This is a genomic window from Gardnerella sp. DNF01189 (assembly GCF_049244195.1).
GTDB classification, from domain to species: domain Bacteria; phylum Actinomycetota; class Actinomycetes; order Actinomycetales; family Bifidobacteriaceae; genus Bifidobacterium; species Bifidobacterium swidsinskii.
The window spans coordinates 1,279,023-1,296,037 of record NZ_CP058385.1; the positions used below are offsets into that span (position 1 = coordinate 1,279,023).

General features: G+C 40.2%; 16 protein-coding genes and 2 pseudogenes. 15 read left to right on the plus strand and 3 right to left on the minus strand.

Annotated elements, in window-relative coordinates; genetic code table 11:
* The 10 genes and pseudogenes from atpD (at position 1) to HXT41_RS05155 (ending at position 8,122) form a co-directional block, all read left to right on the plus strand.
* Positions 1-1,488, plus strand: a complete 1,488-nt coding sequence (atpD, locus tag HXT41_RS05110) for a F0F1 ATP synthase subunit beta (protein WP_012913756.1) — start codon at positions 1-3, stop codon at positions 1,486-1,488.
* Between the two features lie 2 nt (positions 1,489-1,490).
* Positions 1,491-1,805, plus strand: a complete 315-nt coding sequence (locus tag HXT41_RS05115; RefSeq protein WP_033888552.1) for a F0F1 ATP synthase subunit epsilon — start codon at positions 1,491-1,493, stop codon at positions 1,803-1,805.
* Positions 1,806-2,381: 576 nt separating this feature from the next.
* On the plus strand, positions 2,382-2,567 hold the full coding sequence (locus tag HXT41_RS05120) for an antitoxin VbhA family protein (protein WP_012913757.1): 186 nt from the start codon (positions 2,382-2,384) through the stop codon (positions 2,565-2,567).
* Positions 2,568-2,585: 18 nt separating this feature from the next.
* Complete coding sequence (locus HXT41_RS05125) at positions 2,586-3,305, plus strand: Fic/DOC family protein (protein ID WP_116994916.1); 720 nt, start codon at positions 2,586-2,588, stop codon at positions 3,303-3,305.
* A gap of 294 nt (positions 3,306-3,599) precedes the next feature.
* A complete protein-coding gene (locus HXT41_RS05130) occupies positions 3,600-4,850 on the plus strand; it encodes a Fic family protein (protein ID WP_415705500.1) in 1,251 nt (416 codons plus the stop codon).
* A gap of 30 nt (positions 4,851-4,880) precedes the next feature.
* Positions 4,881-5,930, plus strand: a complete 1,050-nt coding sequence (locus HXT41_RS05135; protein ID WP_012913760.1) for an FAD:protein FMN transferase — start codon at positions 4,881-4,883, stop codon at positions 5,928-5,930.
* 248 nt (positions 5,931-6,178) lie between these two features.
* A pseudogene (locus tag HXT41_RS05140) lies at positions 6,179-6,871 on the plus strand (type I restriction-modification system subunit M); the annotation flags it as partial.
* Between the two features lie 640 nt (positions 6,872-7,511).
* Positions 7,512-7,799 (plus strand): terminase TerL endonuclease subunit, encoded by a 288-nt coding sequence (locus tag HXT41_RS05145; RefSeq protein WP_199172869.1) that lies wholly within the window; start codon positions 7,512-7,514, stop codon positions 7,797-7,799.
* Between the two features lie 12 nt (positions 7,800-7,811).
* Positions 7,812-7,940 carry a hypothetical protein gene (locus HXT41_RS05150; RefSeq protein WP_255408308.1) on the plus strand — a complete coding sequence of 43 codons (129 nt, stop codon included), beginning with the start codon at positions 7,812-7,814 and terminating at the stop codon, positions 7,938-7,940.
* Complete coding sequence (locus tag HXT41_RS05155; protein WP_080551010.1) at positions 7,937-8,122, plus strand: head-tail adaptor protein; 186 nt, start codon at positions 7,937-7,939, stop codon at positions 8,120-8,122. Before HXT41_RS05150 ends, HXT41_RS05155 begins: the two co-directional genes overlap by 4 nt.
* Positions 8,123-8,127: 5 nt before the next feature.
* Here HXT41_RS05155 and HXT41_RS05160 read toward each other — a convergent pair whose 3' ends face one another.
* From HXT41_RS05160 to HXT41_RS05170, 3 genes are all read right to left on the minus strand, one after another.
* The gene (locus tag HXT41_RS05160) at positions 8,128-9,705 is read right to left on the minus strand and encodes an Eco57I restriction-modification methylase domain-containing protein (RefSeq protein WP_102703314.1); all 1,578 of its coding nucleotides are present in this window, start codon (positions 9,703-9,705) and stop codon (positions 8,128-8,130) included.
* Between the two features lie 62 nt (positions 9,706-9,767).
* Positions 9,768-10,172, minus strand: coding sequence for a hypothetical protein (locus HXT41_RS05165; protein WP_116773841.1), 405 nt, complete (start codon positions 10,170-10,172; stop codon positions 9,768-9,770).
* 50 nt (positions 10,173-10,222) lie between these two features.
* Positions 10,223-10,663 (minus strand): hypothetical protein, encoded by a 441-nt coding sequence (locus tag HXT41_RS05170; RefSeq protein ID WP_421788608.1) that lies wholly within the window; start codon positions 10,661-10,663, stop codon positions 10,223-10,225.
* Positions 10,664-10,901: 238 nt separating this feature from the next.
* Here HXT41_RS05170 and HXT41_RS05175 point away from each other — a divergent pair, with 238 nt between their 5' ends.
* The 5 genes and pseudogenes from HXT41_RS05175 to HXT41_RS05195 all read left to right on the plus strand — a co-directional run bounded on the left by HXT41_RS05175 (position 10,902) and on the right by HXT41_RS05195 (position 16,990).
* Positions 10,902-11,102, plus strand: a complete 201-nt coding sequence (locus tag HXT41_RS05175) for a hypothetical protein (protein WP_033888430.1) — start codon at positions 10,902-10,904, stop codon at positions 11,100-11,102.
* Positions 11,103-11,303: 201 nt separating this feature from the next.
* Positions 11,304-11,465: a hypothetical protein gene (locus tag HXT41_RS05180; RefSeq protein WP_004109027.1), complete on the plus strand. Its 162-nt coding sequence runs from the start codon at positions 11,304-11,306 to the stop codon at positions 11,463-11,465.
* Between the two features lie 76 nt (positions 11,466-11,541).
* Positions 11,542-12,456: pseudogene (locus tag HXT41_RS05185) on the plus strand (type I restriction-modification system subunit M); the annotation flags it as partial.
* On the plus strand, positions 12,453-13,652 hold the full coding sequence (locus tag HXT41_RS05190) for a restriction endonuclease subunit S (RefSeq protein WP_421788610.1): 1,200 nt from the start codon (positions 12,453-12,455) through the stop codon (positions 13,650-13,652). The pseudogene HXT41_RS05185 and the gene HXT41_RS05190, both read left to right, overlap by 4 nt.
* A gap of 38 nt (positions 13,653-13,690) precedes the next feature.
* Positions 13,691-16,990, plus strand: a complete 3,300-nt coding sequence (locus HXT41_RS05195) for a type I restriction endonuclease subunit R (protein ID WP_421788612.1) — start codon at positions 13,691-13,693, stop codon at positions 16,988-16,990.
* The last annotated feature ends 25 nt before the right edge of the window (positions 16,991-17,015 follow it).

The window sequence follows — 17,015 nt, forward strand, 5'->3', positions numbered from 1 at the left end:
ATGGCTGAAAATCAGACCACAGCGCCTCCAGAAGCTGAGCAGGAGGTCGATCCAACAGCTGGTCGCGTAACCCGCGTTCAGGGTTCCGTGATTGACGTTGAATTCCCGGTCGGCTATCTGCCGGATATTTACAATGCTCTCAAAGTCGATATCAACACCGTTGGAAACACCGAGGGAGATACCGTCCACGAGATTACGCTGGAAGTTGAGCAGCACCTTGGTGATTCGACTGTGCGTGCAGTTGCTTTAAAGCCTACTGACGGTTTGGTTCGTGGTGCTTTAGTGCGAGATACTGGCGGCCCAATCTCTGTACCTGTTGGTGATGTTACTAAGGGTCACGTGTTCGATGTTACAGGCAACATTTTGAATGCTAAGCCTGGCGAGCACATTGAAATAACTGAGCGTTGGCCAATTCACCGTAACCCACCTGCTTTTGATCAGCTTGAGTCTAAGACTCAGATGTTCGAAACTGGTATTAAGGTTATCGATTTGCTTACCCCTTACGTTCAGGGCGGTAAAATTGGTCTGTTCGGTGGTGCAGGCGTTGGTAAAACTGTGTTGATTCAGGAAATGATTCAGCGCGTTGCACAGAATCACGGTGGTGTGTCTGTGTTTGCTGGCGTTGGCGAACGTACCCGTGAAGGTAATGATTTGATTGGCGAAATGGCTGATGCTGGCGTTTTGGAGAAAACAGCGCTTGTCTTTGGCCAGATGGATGAGCCTCCTGGGACTCGTCTTCGCGTGCCTCTTACCGCTTTGACTATGGCTGAGTACTTCCGCGATGTGCAGAATCAGGATGTGTTGCTGTTCATCGATAACATATTCCGCTTTACTCAGGCTGGTTCTGAGGTTTCCACGCTGCTTGGTCGTATGCCTTCCGCAGTTGGTTACCAGCCAAACTTGGCAGATGAAATGGGTGCATTACAGGAGCGTATTACTTCTACGCGCGGCCATTCCATTACGTCACTTCAGGCTATTTACGTTCCTGCAGATGATTACACTGATCCTGCACCTGCAACAACCTTTACGCACTTGGATGCAACTACTGAGCTTTCGCGTGATATTGCAGCTAAGGGTATTTACCCAGCTGTGGATCCTTTGACTTCTACTTCTAGAATTTTGGATCCGCGTTACGTTGGTCAGGCTCATTATGATTGCGCGAACCGCGTTAAGGCTATTTTGCAGCGTAACAAGGAGCTTCAGGACATCATCGCTTTGATTGGTATCGATGAGCTTGGTGAGGAAGATAAGACTACTGTCAGCCGCGCTCGTAAGATTGAGCAGTTCCTTGGTCAGAACTTCTATGTGGCTGAAAAGTTCACTGGTCGTCCAGGTTCTTATGTGCCAGCAGACGAAACCATTGAGGCATTCACTCGCATTTGCGATGGTGTTTACGATGAGATTCCTGAGCAGGCATTCTCTGGTATCGGTGGCATTGATGATCTTGAGCGTCGTTGGCACGATATGCAGCAAGAGTTTGGTGCGTGATTATGTCGGAGAAGCAAGTAAAATCGCTGCACGTTAGTGTGGTGGCAGCCAGGCATCCTGTTTGGGAAGGTGACGCCAAGTTTGTGGTTATTCCTTCTGTGAATGGCGCAATGGGCGTGCTTCCTGGACATGAGGCTGTGCTTGCGTTGATTGATCACGGTTTTGTGAAGGTTGACGATTTGAAAGGCGTGCGTCACGTTTTTAAGGTGACGGATGGCTTCTACTCGGTTGACTCTGACAATATTACGATTGCTGTTGAGCATAGTTGTAACGTTGATAAAGACGGCAACGTGCTGCCTAACGCTAAGGTGATTTAAGGTTGCTTTTGTTGCTTATGTAAGTTTGTTGCTTTTGTAAGTTTATGAACTTGTGTAAGCAAGGTAATCTCTTCTAAGGCAGGAGTTTGGGATATTCTCAGGCTCCTGCCTTTTTGTTTTTATAGCGCGTTTGTAAAGAAAATAGATCTCAGAGGCGAAGCACTGTTACTAACTCAGCTAACGAACTGAGAAAGTAACGGTGATTGGCAAAACACTGTTAAAAACTCAGTTAGCCGACTGAGAAAGTAACGCTCACAAACGAAACGACGTGTTTGTTTCGAGCAGCCATTGCGCTATGTCTATTACGCGGATTCCTTCAATGTCGTAAGAATCGTGGCGAGTGTTTGCAAGCAGATTCGCACTTTCACTTTCAAAACTGTAAAATTTTTTCACTTTTGAAAGTGAGTGCCTATTTGCGTTCGTGTGCGAAGGCTCTTTCTTTTTGCTTAAGTTTTGCGAATCTTTACTTTTGAATATGCAAAATCGCAAAATATGCTGTGATCAAAATGCATTGCGAATAGTAAAATAGTGTGTAGTTATTTTTGATTTTTGAGCGGGTTCTGGCAGGGAGAAGAAATGATTGATAAAGAAACGCAACGTAGGCGTCAAGAAAATTTGGGTCTTGCAATAGCTTCAGGCAAACTTGAAGGCAATTCGCCTTCAAAAGAGTTTCTTTATGACGCAAATCAATATGCTAATGGTCTTATAAGTAGCAATGAATTTGTTGCTAGAATGCGTTCTAGATATGGCGTGATGGATTAAGTTATTGGGTTGTGTGTCGTGGAAACAGTTTTTGACCCTTATCTTATTCCTCACACAAGGGTATTGAAGAACAAATCTAATATAAATAATCAGATTGAATTAGATAAATATGAGAACGATGCTGTTCTCACAAGATGTTCTATTTTGTACGAAAACTTGCCACATGCTGAAGGAACTGTTAAGCAATTGCAGTGGATTCATCATTATCTTTTTCAAGATGTTTACGATTGGGCTGGCCAGATTCGCACTATAGATATGACTAAAGGCGGCGGCGAACCGTTTCATCCGCTTGAATACATGGGCGTTGGGATTCGTTACTGTGAGCAAACGCTTAAAAATGATAATTTATTGCAAGGTTTATCTATTGACGAGTTTATTAGTAAGCTAAGTGTAAATTACAATAATTTTAATGTTTTACACCCATTTCGTGAGGGCAATGGTAGAACGCAACGCGTTTTTTGGGATATAGTTGCGCGAGATGCTGGATACCATTTCGATTGGGGATTAATAACGCAGCGTGTTAACGACGAAGCTTCAATCCAGGCTAAAGATGCTAACGATACGAAGCTTCTTGAGGATATGTTCCACATTATTACAAAGCCTTTGAATGTTGAGCTTTTAGCTCAGCAGCAGTTTGCGCATCTTGTTGAAGAAGAATACGAATACGCTCCGAATGTGGCTAGTGTTTTGCAAGATAAGGATTACGCTGCGTATAAAACGCGTTACGGCATAGATTGAATTTAGCGTTTGAGTATTGCGAACGCCGAAACGAGTGGTGTGATGTTGCCAATGCTTCCGATGTTTCTATAGCGCGTTTTTGCCAAAATGTCGGTATAGACGAATGTTTTTTGTGTGCTATGCCTTCATTTTGCCAAAATGTAGGTATAGAATAGACTTTTATATTAGTTATGCAATCATTTTGTGATAAATGCGTTATTTGCGTATAAGCAAAATATCGCAAGCAAAATATTGCAAGACATCACTACAAAATCCTCAATAATGTAAACGCAATAATGTAAACGGAGTCGCATTATGGATTACAAAACAATACGCAAAATAGTTGCAATGTCTAAAAGTAATGCAAAACCTTGTGATATTGCGGAAGAAGAGTATTGCTTGCGCATTGATAATCCAGTGACGTATCGTTCTGGAATCGTATTTGATGCGCATGAGATTTTTGCAATGTGCGTAACGGATCTTGTGACGTATATGAATTATATTGCGAATACTGAAAAAGCGGTTGAAAAAGCGTGGAACGAGTTGCCGCGGTTTGCTCAGCGCGAGTATTTAATGCAACTTATTGCAAAAGAAGTGCAAAATACCAACATTATTGAAGGTGTTCACAGCACTAGAAAAGAGCTTTCCAAAGCACTTGATGCTGCAAACGAGCAGAATAATCATACGCGTTTTAGTGAATTTACTAAGCTTTTTCTCGAGCTTGCGGATTCAAATGAATGTGACACTTCGATTCCACAAACCTTGCAAGATATACGAAAAATCTACGACAGTATTATGCAGGGCGAATTAGAAGCAAATAATATTCCAGATGGCGAGATTTTTAGGAGTGGAAAAGTAAGTATTCGTGATGGTGCAAATAATGTAGTGCACGATGGCGATGCAACGGAAGCAGAAATTCAAGATCATTTAACACAGATGTTGAGTTTGATGAATAGCAGCGAAGTTCCAACGCTTATTAAGGCGTGCATGTGCCACTATGCTTTTGAGAGCGTGCACCCGTTTTACGATGGAAACGGTAGAACTGGGCGGTTTTTGCTTGCTTTGCAATTGCATGAGCATCTTTCGATGCCAACAATTTTGAGCTTAAGCTCTATAATTTATGCAGAAAAATCTGGATACTATGCTGCTTTTTCTAAAGCTCAGGAGCTGTTTAATTGCAATGATTTAACTATGTTTTGTTGCACAATGTTGGAATATATTGTAAAAGCACAGGGCGAAGTGTTTGAGAATATTAGTGTGCAATTAAAGCACATTATTTACTGTATGGGTAAGCTGCGTGAGCTTTTCTCAGAGGAAGAAATTTCTAAAGTGCAGTGTGAAGTTCTGTCTATTTTGTTGCAAAATAAGCTTTTTTCGTATAATCCAACTCCGATGACTCGCAAGCAATTAAGCGAATATGTTGGCAATGCAATTGCTGAGCAGGTTGGTGAGAGAAAGATTGTGAGTGCGCTTAACGGTTTGATTGAGCTTGGAATGGTTGATTCTATTGGCGAACGCCCTATTCGGTATGAGCTTTCTAAAAAAGCGAATGAAATGTTTGCGTGAGGCAAGCGATGTTTTTGTGTGAGGAAAGTGATGTTTGGGAATGTAATGGCGATTGAGCGCGCGCTTGGCACGGGGATTATTATCTCTAGCAGCGTGCCGATTTCGCAGCGCGTGCAGAATCGGATTCGCGATTTTATTGAAGAGTATGAATCGGTGCTTTCGCGCTTTCGTGCGGATTCGCTTGTTTCGCGCATGGCTTGTGCGGAGCATGGCGGCGAGTTTGAGTTTCCAACGTGGGCTCAGCCGCTTTTTGCGATCTATAGCGAGTTTTACGATGCCACGCACGGTGCTTTTGACGCTTGTATTGGTGCGGATCTGCTTGCGCTTGGCTACAACAATTCTGTGCAATTCGTTCCGGAGTCGGCAGCTAGCGCAGGCAAGAACGATAATAGCAGCAGCTACAGTTGCTCTAACTATCGCCGCGCTCTGCCAGTTAAGTGGGCAGATATTTCGCGAGATGACGGCGGCGCAACGCTTCACACAAATAAGCCAGTGCAGCTTGATTTTGGTGCAGCCGGTAAGGGCTATTTTGTAGATCTTGTAATGCAGATTATTAAAGAGGAGTTTAGTGACGATTCGACTGCGAATAATTATTTTCCTTCGGATTTTGATTTTTTGGTAAACGCAGGCGGAGATATGCGCGCTTGCTTTAGCAAAAAGAATAGTCAAATAAAAGTTGCGCTAGAAAATCCTTTTGACACAACGCAAGCGGTAGGTGTGGCATCAATCGCAAGCGGAGCGTTGTGTGCTTCGTCTGCTGCAAGAAGGCGCTGGAAAGTAAAAGACACAAATTGCCTTGCAGCTGATGCTTTTGAATCTAATGTAGTTGCAACTCACCTTATCAACGCTTTAGATGGCGTACCTTCGCAAAAACTTTCTGCAAGCTGGACTTACGTTCCTGCTAAAACATGTGCTTTTCCGACTGCTTACGCCGATGCGCTCGCAACTGCGCTTTTTATTTCGCAAGAAAGCGATTTGCAAAAAATCGCGCAAACTACCGGCGCTGAGTTTGCTGTAATGCAGCCAAATCATGCGCTTCGCAAAACGTGTGCTTTCCCAGCGCGCTTTTTTGCTGAATAATCGCCTTATTGCCTAATGCGTTGTTGCGTTGTGTCTTTTGTAACTCAAGGCTTGCGCGCACAAAATCGAAGCTAGACGCAAGCAATGAAAATAACATTATGCAAATAACATCGCTGCTGATTGTGCGCGTTTACAGTAGAATATTAAAGAACGCTTATTTAATTATTGCGTAATTATTGCGTAATTATTGAGTTTATTTAATTATGGCGCATGCGCTTGCACAAATTGCACAAATAGGGAGCGGCAAAATGGACACTCGCAAAGAAGAAGAACGCGCGGAATTGCATCGCACGATTTGGAAGATTGCAGACGATTTGCGAGGTTCTGTTGATGGTTGGGACTTCAAAGCATACGTATTGTGCACAATGTTTTATCGCTATATTTCCGAGAATTTATGCGATTATATCAATAAAGATGAGCACGAATCTGAAGGCGGCGATCCAGACTTTGATTATGCAAAAATAAGCGATGAAGATGCCGAGCCTCTTCGCAGTGAAATGATTAGTGAAAAAGGCTTCTTTATACTTCCTAGCGAGCTGTTTTGCAATGTGCTTAAGAACGCTCCTCAAGATAGCAATCTAAACGAAACGTTGAGCCGCGTGTTCCGCAATATTGAAGCTTCTTCTCAAGGAACTGATTCGTCTGGTGATTTTAAGGGATTATTCTCCGATTACGATGTGAATAACATTAAGCTTGCAGACACTGTTGAAGGCAGAAATAAGCGTTTTGTTAAGTTATTACAAGTGATTAGTGAGATGAAGCTTGGTAGTGTAAACAACAACGTGATTGAGGCTTTTGGTGATGCTTACGAATATTTGATGGGCTTGTACGCTTCTAACGCTGGCAAGTCTGGTGGCGAATACTTTACGCCTGCAGAAGTCTCAATGCTGCTCACGCGCCTTGGAACCAATGGAAAATCAAGTATTTCCAGCGTGTACGAGATAACTTTACAGGAAATGATACCAAGCCTATTGGCTGTTGCCTAAAAGAACACTGTAAATAAGGGTTTATTGTAGGCTGGCTAAGCAGAAGAACGTGAATGAAGGTCTGGCGTGAATTGACGCTGGATTTTTTCTTTTTATGGGGTGTCTTTTTTGGTTTTAGGGGTGTGTGCTACTTAGGCAAGGGGGTGCTCTTTTACTTCTTAGGGGGTCTATAAGTGCTGGACTTATTCCGGAGGCTGAGTGATGTATAAGATTAAAAAGCGACCTCTCAAAAAGAGAGTGTCTGCCTAATGTCTAAGGCGTAGCATCGAGACGGATTGAATGTACAGGATGGATATAAGGAGGTAAAAATGATAACAGTAGACAATCTTCAAGCATTATTAATAAAACTTGGTTATAAACAAATTGGTCAGCAGTATACTGTACTGGATTCCTACCGAGTGTCTGACAGAACGTGTGCAGCAAGATGAAATCCCTTATGACAAGTGGTATGAACGGGGCTTGATACGTCTTTGCACTGGAAAGGCAATCAACTATTCCGATATAACAACAGAGTTTTGTAAAGTGTTGCAAAATACGAATTATTACCGGCGTGGGTATATTATTACATCTATTTTGCAAGGTATTTTGTAGAAAAATGCAAATGCAGGGCTTTAATATGGTGCGCTGCATACAAGAGGCAAAAACTCTTTCTCTGCCTATGCAGATGTTAGGGGCAGACTTACAGGCACATAAAGTTATATGCGGCAATAACCCGGTTTTGAAATGGTGCTTAACGAATACGGGCGTGCAGACTGACGGAAACGGAAATATCGTTCCTATCAAGAACCAAAGCCCAAAACAGCGAATAGACGGCACGGCAGCACTGCTTGACTGCTATGTGGGGCTATATGAGCATTACAACGAATATACAAGTGCAATCTAAGGGGGTGGCAGCATGAAATTGAAAGATAAGAAAATAGAGATTTTAGGAAAGACCTATACGCATGATAAATACGGCAATAGCAAAGTGAGTTTGCACCCATTACCCCGCCGCTGTGGGCGTATTTTCGGCATTTATCCATGAAAGAATTATGCGGCACTGTCACGCATGTTGAAGAAGAAGCCCCGTTTATTATCAATTACAGAACGGATATAACAACAACCCATGTAATTCTATATAAGGGGAACTTGTACGAAATAATACGGGTTGATGTTTTCGAGGGCTACAAAAGCGACCTCACGTTATGCTGTAGGCGGATAGAGTAAGCAATTTACTTTCTGAAATTAGAATACAGTTCATTTATTGTATGATTCAATTCAGAATGTAGCTTTTCACATTCTGTAATTTTTCCTTTCTCCCCAAGGGAAAGAATATGTTTTACCTTATTGTTAATTTTCTCTAAAACTGATTTTGGCGGTTCAAAATAAGGAATTTGTTTAATGTAGTTGGCTGAATTATTAGCAGTTGGATTGATAGTATGAATTAGTTCATTCACAATATCTGAATTCATAAGTGCAAGCACGTACAGTATCTTCGATTGATCTTTCGGGAAAATTCCGACAATAGATTGATCGAATACTCTATTTTCGATATAGAACGCACGTATGGTGCTTGCCTTAACCATTGGTATTGCAACGCCCTTTTTGAAATAGAATGCTGAATTTTGAAACCGTGATTTTGGATGACTATTATAATATTCAATAGTATCTTCATCCCATCGAACAAACCATTCATCTTTTTCGCGATAATATCTAGTTTTTGAAGCACTTTTTACATAAGGAATGTAGCCTTCTGAAACTTCTTTGATTCCTGATAATGAACTACAATTAAATATTTGTGAAGGATTTACTTTCTCATAGTTCTTGCTGCCTTTCACGCTATCATCAGCAGCGCGAATAAATCTTTTATTGTCACCTGTATAAAATCCAGTAACAATGTTTGCAATATCGCCAAGACGAATTAAAGCAGTGTTTATTATTGCATTCGTTGAACTATCTGCAAGAATAAAACGGTGCTTGTCGTTTGTAAGAACATCCGACTGTTTTACAAAAAAGGTACTAAGATTATCTGGAAGCTGTGAATCATTTAATAGCAACTGAAATTCATTAGCAGATTCAAAACCTTGTACAATTCTTACGGTATTATTTAAAGCATTTTCTTTGTTTGTTCGTTCTAATGTTATGATTGACAAGTTAGAATAACCAAAACTAACACCCGGAAAGAATTTTGAAGGGAAAGTAATGATTTCGACTATCCTTGTTGATGTTAGCAGCAGTTCACGTAATTTCGCATGTAAATTCAAAAACAAGTACGTGTCGGGAATAATGAATGAAAGCCGACCACCATTTCTTAACAGTGAAATGCAACGTAATAAAAAAAGTGAATATGTTTCTTTTACATACTGCCCCGGATATTTTTTCTTTAGTTGTGCCCTCTTATCATAATCTTGCCACGCCCCATAAGGCGGATTGCCTATTACTTTGTTGTAATGCCCACCTATTGAACCAAAAAAATTAAGCTGTTCATCAAGCAATGTATCTGTTTGCTTAATCCACAATTCCGGAGAACTTAGCAAATCTAATCTTTCATCTAACAGAGTGTCTGTTTCTCGTACAGTGATGGAAGGAAGATCTTGATATTTTGAATTAAGAATTTTTATTGCTTCTGCATTGATGTCAAGCGCATCAATTTGAATCATTTTATTAGAGTTCAAAATTTGGTCAATAAATATTCCTTCCCCCGCTGACGGCTCAAGAATAATATCGTTTTCCTCTATTTCCAAACGGTTAACCATATAGGATGTAATTTCGTCTGAATTTGTATAGTAGGAACAAAAAGTATCTTTCATACACAGCACACGCCTTTCGATTACTTAAGATAAAACTTAAGATAAAGTATATGCTGTTTTTGTTACCACGTCAAGTATTTTAGTAGATCGTTAGCTTGTAAGTGTTGCTTGAAATCGGCACTTATATCTTTTTTCCAATCTGCATTTACATCTAACCAATTACGCAAATCAAAACCAGTAAAGGACTTAATCGCTTCATAACAATCATTAGCGCAATATACATCCCAATAAGGCGAATTCTTTAATGTTTGGAGATAATGATTGTTTTCATCTTCGTTCTGCCGAACAAATAAAAGTGTTTTTTCGCCAGCACCAAGCGAATTATATATACTTGCAACTAAAAGCAGACGGTTCGTATTTCCTTTTTCGTTTGAACTAAACCCACTTTTAAAATCACAGTTATAGTGAATACCGTTCTGCTCAAAGTGAAGATCAAGCGCTAATTTTATGCCGCCGCTATCAACCATAGTCCACGGTATAGAATAGTGTCGTTTTAACTCTTTTTTAATATCATCAGCTAGCTGCAATGAATTGATATAATCAGTTGCGTTCTTTTGTATTCCAGATTGAACATCTTCAAATTTTGGGGTTCAATAATACGTAATGTTTTAATAGGATATTCAAACGGTAAACGACAGAACGGTTCCCACAATTCCCCAATACGTCGAGCAAACGCCATGTATTCATAAGGCCATACCTTATTGCGGTATTCCAACATTGCAATATATGACGCATATGTCATGCACATAATTTCATTAAGAATGCGCTCATTATCCCACTTTTCAGAACGGGACTTCCTAAGAATTAAAGATAGTTTTTCATTGCGGTAGTTCTTAATGGACTTATTGATTTCGCTTGCCTTATCTTTTTTACTTTTTCGAGTGTGCGACAACGCCACCAAAACTGAATCTGAATAGATGCGAAAATCATTAAGCCATTCTGCCTTAGAATGTAGCATGATAATTTATCTTCTTTCATAGTACAAAAATCTAGTCTTTATTATACATAAAATTAGTGGTTCGCTCAATCGAACAATTATTTTATTGTCGCTTAAATAGGCAAAAGTCGCTTACGAATATCAGAAATAATAAAATATATATTCAAGAAACTAGAAGAAAAACACAATGGTGATCTTTTAGAAATAGAGATTAATCCTGTTCATAGCAGAGCTTCATTATCAAAAATACGTAATGTAAATGATTGGGACACTGGCTTTGATGATGGCTATTCATTTTGGGAAAAAGGCGATAGCTTTAGAAAATCTGGAAGCTTTGATGAAGCAATTGATTGTTTTGACAAGGCTAGATTTAATGGCTATTGTGCTTCAGCGCTGTATGAATCCTATGCGATGGCATTCCATAAGACAAAAGACTATGACAATGAAATTGATATCTTAAATGAAGGAATCAAGAGATTAGCAAAACTTAATATGAAAACTAGTCAATTGATTACCAGACGAAACAATGCCATTAAAGCATTGATAAAACAGAGAGAACGGAAAAACGCAAGAGTCTAAAGCAAGGCGAAAGCTAGAAAAAAGCACTTGTGCTCAATCAGAAAAAGCCACTAAAAACAAAGCTGGTCGCTCAGTATTCCAGATGGATGATGAGGGAAACATCATCGAAAGATTTGAGACAATTGCAGATGCAGTAAGAAAAACAGGTGTAAATTCTAAAAGCATTCGTGATGCAGCAAAAGGTGTTCAAAGACATGCTGGTGGGTATGTTTGGAAATTTGTAGATGAGGAAAGTATCGATTAAAAGGTTTCAGAGTACAGAACAATAGTTTCAGAGTTCAAGGTCAAGGTTTCATTGTATCCAAATGGGTAAGAAACTAGATCCTGCGTGCGGTTCTGGCTCGCTTCTGCTAAAAGCCAAAAAAGTGCTAGGCATTGAAAATATTAATGGCGGTTTTTACGGCCAAGAAAAGAACGTTACTAGCTACAACTTGTGCCGCATGAACATGTTTTTGCACGATGTGAATTTTAACAAGTTTGAGATTACTTGCGGCGATACTCTTATAAATCCGCAAATCGATGCTAATAAAAAGTTTGAGCTAGTTGTTTCTAATCCGCCTTATTCCACGAGTTGGGAGGGGGATTCTAATCCGTTGATGATTAACGATCCTCGTTTTGCTCCAGCTGGAGTTCTTGCTCCAAAGAGCAAGGCGGATATGGCGTTTGTGTTGCACTGTTTGGCGCATCTGGCGGAAGATGGTGCTGCTGCTATTGTTTGCTTCCCTGGGATTATGTATAGAGGCGGAGCCGAGCAAAAGATTCGCCAATATTTAGTTGAGCATAATGCTGTTGATTGCGTGATTCAACTTCCAAGCAACTTGTTCTTTGGCACTTCGATTGCTACGTGCATTATGGTTTTGCGCAAAAACAAGCAAAACGACACTTCTATATTGTTTGTCGATGCCAGCCAAGAGTTTATAAAGTCAACGAATAGTAACAAGCTTTCGGATGAGAATATTGAGCAGATTGTTAAGTGGTACACTTCTAGGCAAGATGTGGAGCATATTGCGCGCGTTGCATCTTTGGAAGAAGTGGAGTCAAATAAATACAATCTTTCCGTTTCTACATACGTTGAAGCAGAAGATACTCGCGAAAAGATTGATATTACGGAGCTTAATGCGCAATTAAAAACGATTTGCGCTCGCGAGCAAGAGTTGCGCGAACAAATTGAGAAGATTGTAAGCGAGATTGAAGCTGGCGGTGTTAACTCTGATAATAGCGAGGTGACTCAATGACTAGCAAACTTGAGGAGTTAATCGCCAAGCTTTGCCCTAATGGCGTGGAGTATAAGGCACTAAGTGATGTGTCTGATATGAAGCGCGGCATGACTGTTACAAAAAAGAGTGTTAATCCTGGTGATATTCCTGTGATTTCTGGCGGTCGCGAACCAGCTTATTATTGTGATATTTCTAATAGGAATGGCGAAACTATCACTGTTGCTGGCAGTGGTGCAGGTGCGGGATTTGTGCAATATTGGGATAAACCTATTTTTGTTTGCGATGCCTTTTCTGTTAAGGGTGTAAATGATTTAACATTAACTAAGTTTTTGTATTATGTTTTGCTTAGTAAGCAGGAAGCTATTTATGCTACGAAAAAAGGCGGCGGCGTACCACATGTGCATATTTCAAGCATAAAAGATTTTGAAATTCCAGTTCCGCCGCTTGACGTACAGGCGGAGATTGTGCAGATTTTAGACACATTCACAGAGCTTACAGCAGAGCTTACAGCAGAGCTTACAGCTCGTAAAAAGCAATACGAGTATTATCGAGATGCTTTGCTTACATTTGACGACAACAATCCTCTACATTCGCTTATCTCACGCTACTGCCCAAACGGTGTGGAGTATAAGAAGATTGGCGATATTGCCTCCGTAGATAGGGGTGGAAGTTTACAGAAAAAAGATTTTTGTGAGCACGGAATACCATGCATACATTATGGTCAAATTTATACGAAATATGGTTTGTTTGCTAGTAAATCTTATACATTCATAGATAGTGAATGTGCAAGTAAACAAAGATTTGCGCATAAAAACGACATCGTAATGGCTGTAACAAGTGAGAATATTGAGGATGTTTGTAAATGCGTGGCTTGGTTTGGTGAAGAAGATGCTGCTGTTAGTGGACATTCTGCAATTATTAGGCATAACCAAAATGCAAAATATTTAGTTTATTATTTTCATTCATCAATGTTCTTTTTACAGAAGAAGAAACTCGCTCATGGCACTAAAGTAATTGAGGTCACTCCATCTGATTTGTTAGATGTCAAAATCCCAGTGCCGCCGCTTGAAGTGCAGCGCCAAATCGTACAAATTCTGGATCGTTTTGACGCACTTTGCAATGATTTAACTCAAGGCTTGCCTGCAGAAATCGAAGCTCGACGCAAGCAATACGAGTATTATCGCGATCAACTCCTAACCTTCAAGCGTGCGTAATTAAAAATTCTAGTGTGAGTAGATAAGAAGGAAGCAAAATGAAAATCGTGTTAGAAAATCAAGATAGCACTGTAATGTCTACGTTTACGCCAAGCGCGCGCAACGACGGCAGCTATCAAAGCGAAGCGCAGCTCGAAGAAGAGTTCATTAACATTTTGCAATCCCAAGGCTACGAGTACGCTCACATTCACAGCGAGAAAGATCTTATAGCAAATCTTCGCGTGCAAATCGAAAAGCTCAACGACTACCATTTTTCGAATGACGAGTGGGAAAGATTTTTCAAAGAAAATATTGCAAACAGCACTGACGATATAGTTAAGAAAACAGATACTATTCAGCGAGATAACGTTAAAATACTCAAAAAAGATGACGGCGTAGATAAGAACATTACTATTATTGACAAAGAAAATATTCACAAGAATATTGTGCAAGTAATCAACCAATATGCTGTTAACGCAAACGATAATGCAAACAATAATGATGCAAATGGCCCTGCGCGTAGCAATCGTTACGATGTGACTGTTCTAGTAAACGGCTTGCCGATGGTTCATATTGAGCTAAAGCGCAGAGGTGTGCCTATTAGAGAAGCGTTCAATCAGATTAACCGTTATGCTCGCGACTCATTTTGGGCTGGAAGCGGACTATTTGGATACGTGCAAATTTTCGTAATCTCAAACGGCACTGAAACAAAGTATTACTCCAACTCAACTCGCAATAATGCGTACAACGAGCAGAAAAGTAAAGGATCTAGCAAAAGCACAACAAGTAACAGTTTTGAATTTACAAACTATTGGTCCGATGCTCAAAACACTATAATCTCCGACTTATGCGATTTTGCTAAAACCTTCTTTGCAAAGCACGTAATTCTTAACATTCTCACAAAATATTGCGTTTTTAATGCAGAAGATTGCTTGATGGTTATGCGTCCATACCAGATTACTGCAGCAGAAAACATAGTGAATCGCGTAAAATACATGTTTGCTAATGCGAGCAAAATGCCGGCAGCAGAGCGTCAAAAGGGCGGATATATTTGGCATACTACTGGATCTGGTAAAACGCTAACTAGCTTCAAAACATCGCAGCTAGTAAAAGCTTTGAAAGACGCAGAAGGCAATAATCTTGTTGACAAAGTTTTGTTTGTTGTAGACCGTAAAGATCTTGACTATCAAACAATGAGAGAATACGACAGGTTTGAAAAAGGAGCCGCAAATAGTAACACTTCAACAGCTGTGCTTACAAAACAGCTAGAAGACAATACGGAAGAATGCAGGCTTATTATAACCACTATTCAAAAGCTTAGTAAATTTATAAGCAACAACCCAAGTCATGAAATTTACAAAAAGCGCATAGTGTTTATTTTTGACGAATGCCACAGAAGCCAGTTTGGAGGCATGCATGCAGATATTGTAAAACACTTTAAAAATGCTCTGCTTTTTGGGTTTACTGGCACGCCAATTTTTGAAGCGAACGCTGCTGGCTCCGACGCTGCGCATCTTTCCACAACCGAGCAAACCTTTGGACCGTGCTTGCATACGTACACAATCATTAACGCGATTAACGATAAAAACGTGTTGCCATTCCGCGTGGAATACGTTGCTACTGTAAAAACGTCGAGCGAGCTGGAAAAAGCAACCGACGAATTGGTTAAAGATATTAATCGAACCGATGTAATTAAGCATCCGGAGCGCGTGCACAATGTTGTTCAATACATTATTGAGCATTTTACTCAAAAAACGTATCGCAACGAGAAAACTTACAAGTACAAGCGCATTCTTAACGTTAAAGAACTTGCCGCAGATAAGCACAATACTTTAGATACTAAAAAATCTTCTGAAGCAGTTGACGTAAACGGCTTTAATTCAATCTTTGCTGTTGCAGACATTGAGCTTGCAAAATTGTATTACAACGAGTTCAAAAAGCAGCAGCAAAATCTGCCTCCAAGCGAACGCTTAAAAGTAGCAACTATTTTCAGCTATGCAGTAAACGAAGGGGAGTCAGATTCTTCGGAGTATAGCAACGGCATGGGTTCTCTTGGAGAAGAAAATTCAGAAAGCACTGCAAAGCTAGACGCAAATTCGCAAGAATTCTTGGAAAGCGCAATAAAAGACTATAACGAAATGTTTAATACTACTTACGATGCGTCAAATAACAAATTCCAAAACTATTACAAAGACGTTTCAATTCGCATGAAAAATAAGGAAATTGACGTTTTGATTGTAGTCAACATGTTTCTAACTGGTTTTGATGCAACAACTTTGAACACGCTTTGGGTAGATAAAAATCTTCGCATGCACGGGCTTATTCAAGCGTTTTCGCGCACAAATCGAATCTTGAACTCTGTTAAAACATTCGGAAACATTGTGTGCTTTAGGGATTTGAGTTATAGAGTTGACGAAGCGGTAGCTCTTTTTGGAGATAAAGATGCGCAAGGTATTGTGCTTTGCCCTACGTTTGAGCAGATTTTCAACGGTTACGTTGACGATAAAGGAATTGAGCGTTGCGGATACAGTGATTTAGTAAATGAGCTTATGGAAAAGTATCCGCTACAAGGATTCAACATTGTTGGAGAAGAGAATCAGAAAAAGTTTATATCGCTTTTTAGCAATATTTTGCGCTTGCGTAACATGCTAAAAGCTTTCGATCAATTTGAAGGCAACGAAATAATTAAAGAGCGCGATATGCAAGATTACTTGGGGCATTACCAGGATTTGCATGAAGAGTGGAAGCGCAAAGAGCAAAAAGGCGAGATTGCAAACATTACGGACGATGTTGTGTTTGAGATGGAGCTTGTGCGCCAAGTAGAAGTAAATATTGACTATATTTTGATGTTAGTAGAACAGTACCATAGCAGGCATTGTAAAGATAAAAATGTTCTTGCTTCTATTAGGTTGATGGTTGATGCAAGCCCTCAGTTGCGTAGTAAAAAGAAGCTTATTGAAGGGTTTATTGCGCAGCTTAACGAGAATGAGCTTGGGAAGCTTGTGGATTCTGAAGGTAACATTACTGTTTACGATTCTAACGGCAACAAGGTGAGTATTGTTGATTGCTGGAGCGAGTATGTTGAGCAAAAGTATAATCATGACTTGGCGCAATTCGTGCAAAGCGAAGGATTAAACGATGCTTTGACTCGCAAGTTTATGGAGAAATCTTTTAGCGCTGGCGAAGTGAGTGAGCTTGGTACAGACATTAATGATTTAATGCCTAGAATGAGCAGATTTGGCGCTGCGGCTAAGGCGCGCGCTGAGAAGAAAAGTCGCATTGTGGAAAGTATGAGAAACATGTTTAATGAGTTTGTTGGGCTTATTGGCTTTTCTCAATACGATTCGCAAAAAGATTGATAATTATCGTTATCAATATCATTTT

Excerpts from the sequence above, each read along its gene's own strand:
- atpD (WP_012913756.1), top strand. The coding sequence starts at position 1 with ATGGCTGAAAATCAGACCACAGCGCCTCCAGAAGCTGAGCAGGAGGTC.
- HXT41_RS05115 (WP_033888552.1), top strand. The coding sequence starts at position 1,491 with ATGTCGGAGAAGCAAGTAAAATCGCTGCACGTTAGTGTGGTGGCAGCC.
- HXT41_RS05120 (WP_012913757.1), top strand. The coding sequence starts at position 2,382 with ATGATTGATAAAGAAACGCAACGTAGGCGTCAAGAAAATTTGGGTCTT.
- HXT41_RS05130 (WP_415705500.1), top strand. The coding sequence starts at position 3,600 with ATGGATTACAAAACAATACGCAAAATAGTTGCAATGTCTAAAAGTAAT.
- HXT41_RS05135 (WP_012913760.1), top strand. The coding sequence starts at position 4,881 with ATGTTTGGGAATGTAATGGCGATTGAGCGCGCGCTTGGCACGGGGATT.
- HXT41_RS05145 (WP_199172869.1), top strand. The coding sequence starts at position 7,512 with ATGCAAATGCAGGGCTTTAATATGGTGCGCTGCATACAAGAGGCAAAA.
- HXT41_RS05150 (WP_255408308.1), top strand. The coding sequence starts at position 7,812 with ATGAAATTGAAAGATAAGAAAATAGAGATTTTAGGAAAGACCTATACG.
- HXT41_RS05155 (WP_080551010.1), top strand. The coding sequence starts at position 7,937 with ATGAAAGAATTATGCGGCACTGTCACGCATGTTGAAGAAGAAGCCCCG.
- HXT41_RS05160 (WP_102703314.1), bottom strand. The coding sequence starts at position 9,705 with ATGAAAGATACTTTTTGTTCCTACTATACAAATTCAGACGAAATTACA.
- HXT41_RS05165 (WP_116773841.1), bottom strand. The coding sequence starts at position 10,172 with ATGGTTGATAGCGGCGGCATAAAATTAGCGCTTGATCTTCACTTTGAG.
- HXT41_RS05170 (WP_421788608.1), bottom strand. The coding sequence starts at position 10,663 with ATGCTACATTCTAAGGCAGAATGGCTTAATGATTTTCGCATCTATTCA.
- HXT41_RS05175 (WP_033888430.1), top strand. The coding sequence starts at position 10,902 with ATGATTGGGACACTGGCTTTGATGATGGCTATTCATTTTGGGAAAAAG.
- HXT41_RS05180 (WP_004109027.1), top strand. The coding sequence starts at position 11,304 with ATGGATGATGAGGGAAACATCATCGAAAGATTTGAGACAATTGCAGAT.
- HXT41_RS05190 (WP_421788610.1), top strand. The coding sequence starts at position 12,453 with ATGACTAGCAAACTTGAGGAGTTAATCGCCAAGCTTTGCCCTAATGGC.
- HXT41_RS05195 (WP_421788612.1), top strand. The coding sequence starts at position 13,691 with ATGAAAATCGTGTTAGAAAATCAAGATAGCACTGTAATGTCTACGTTT.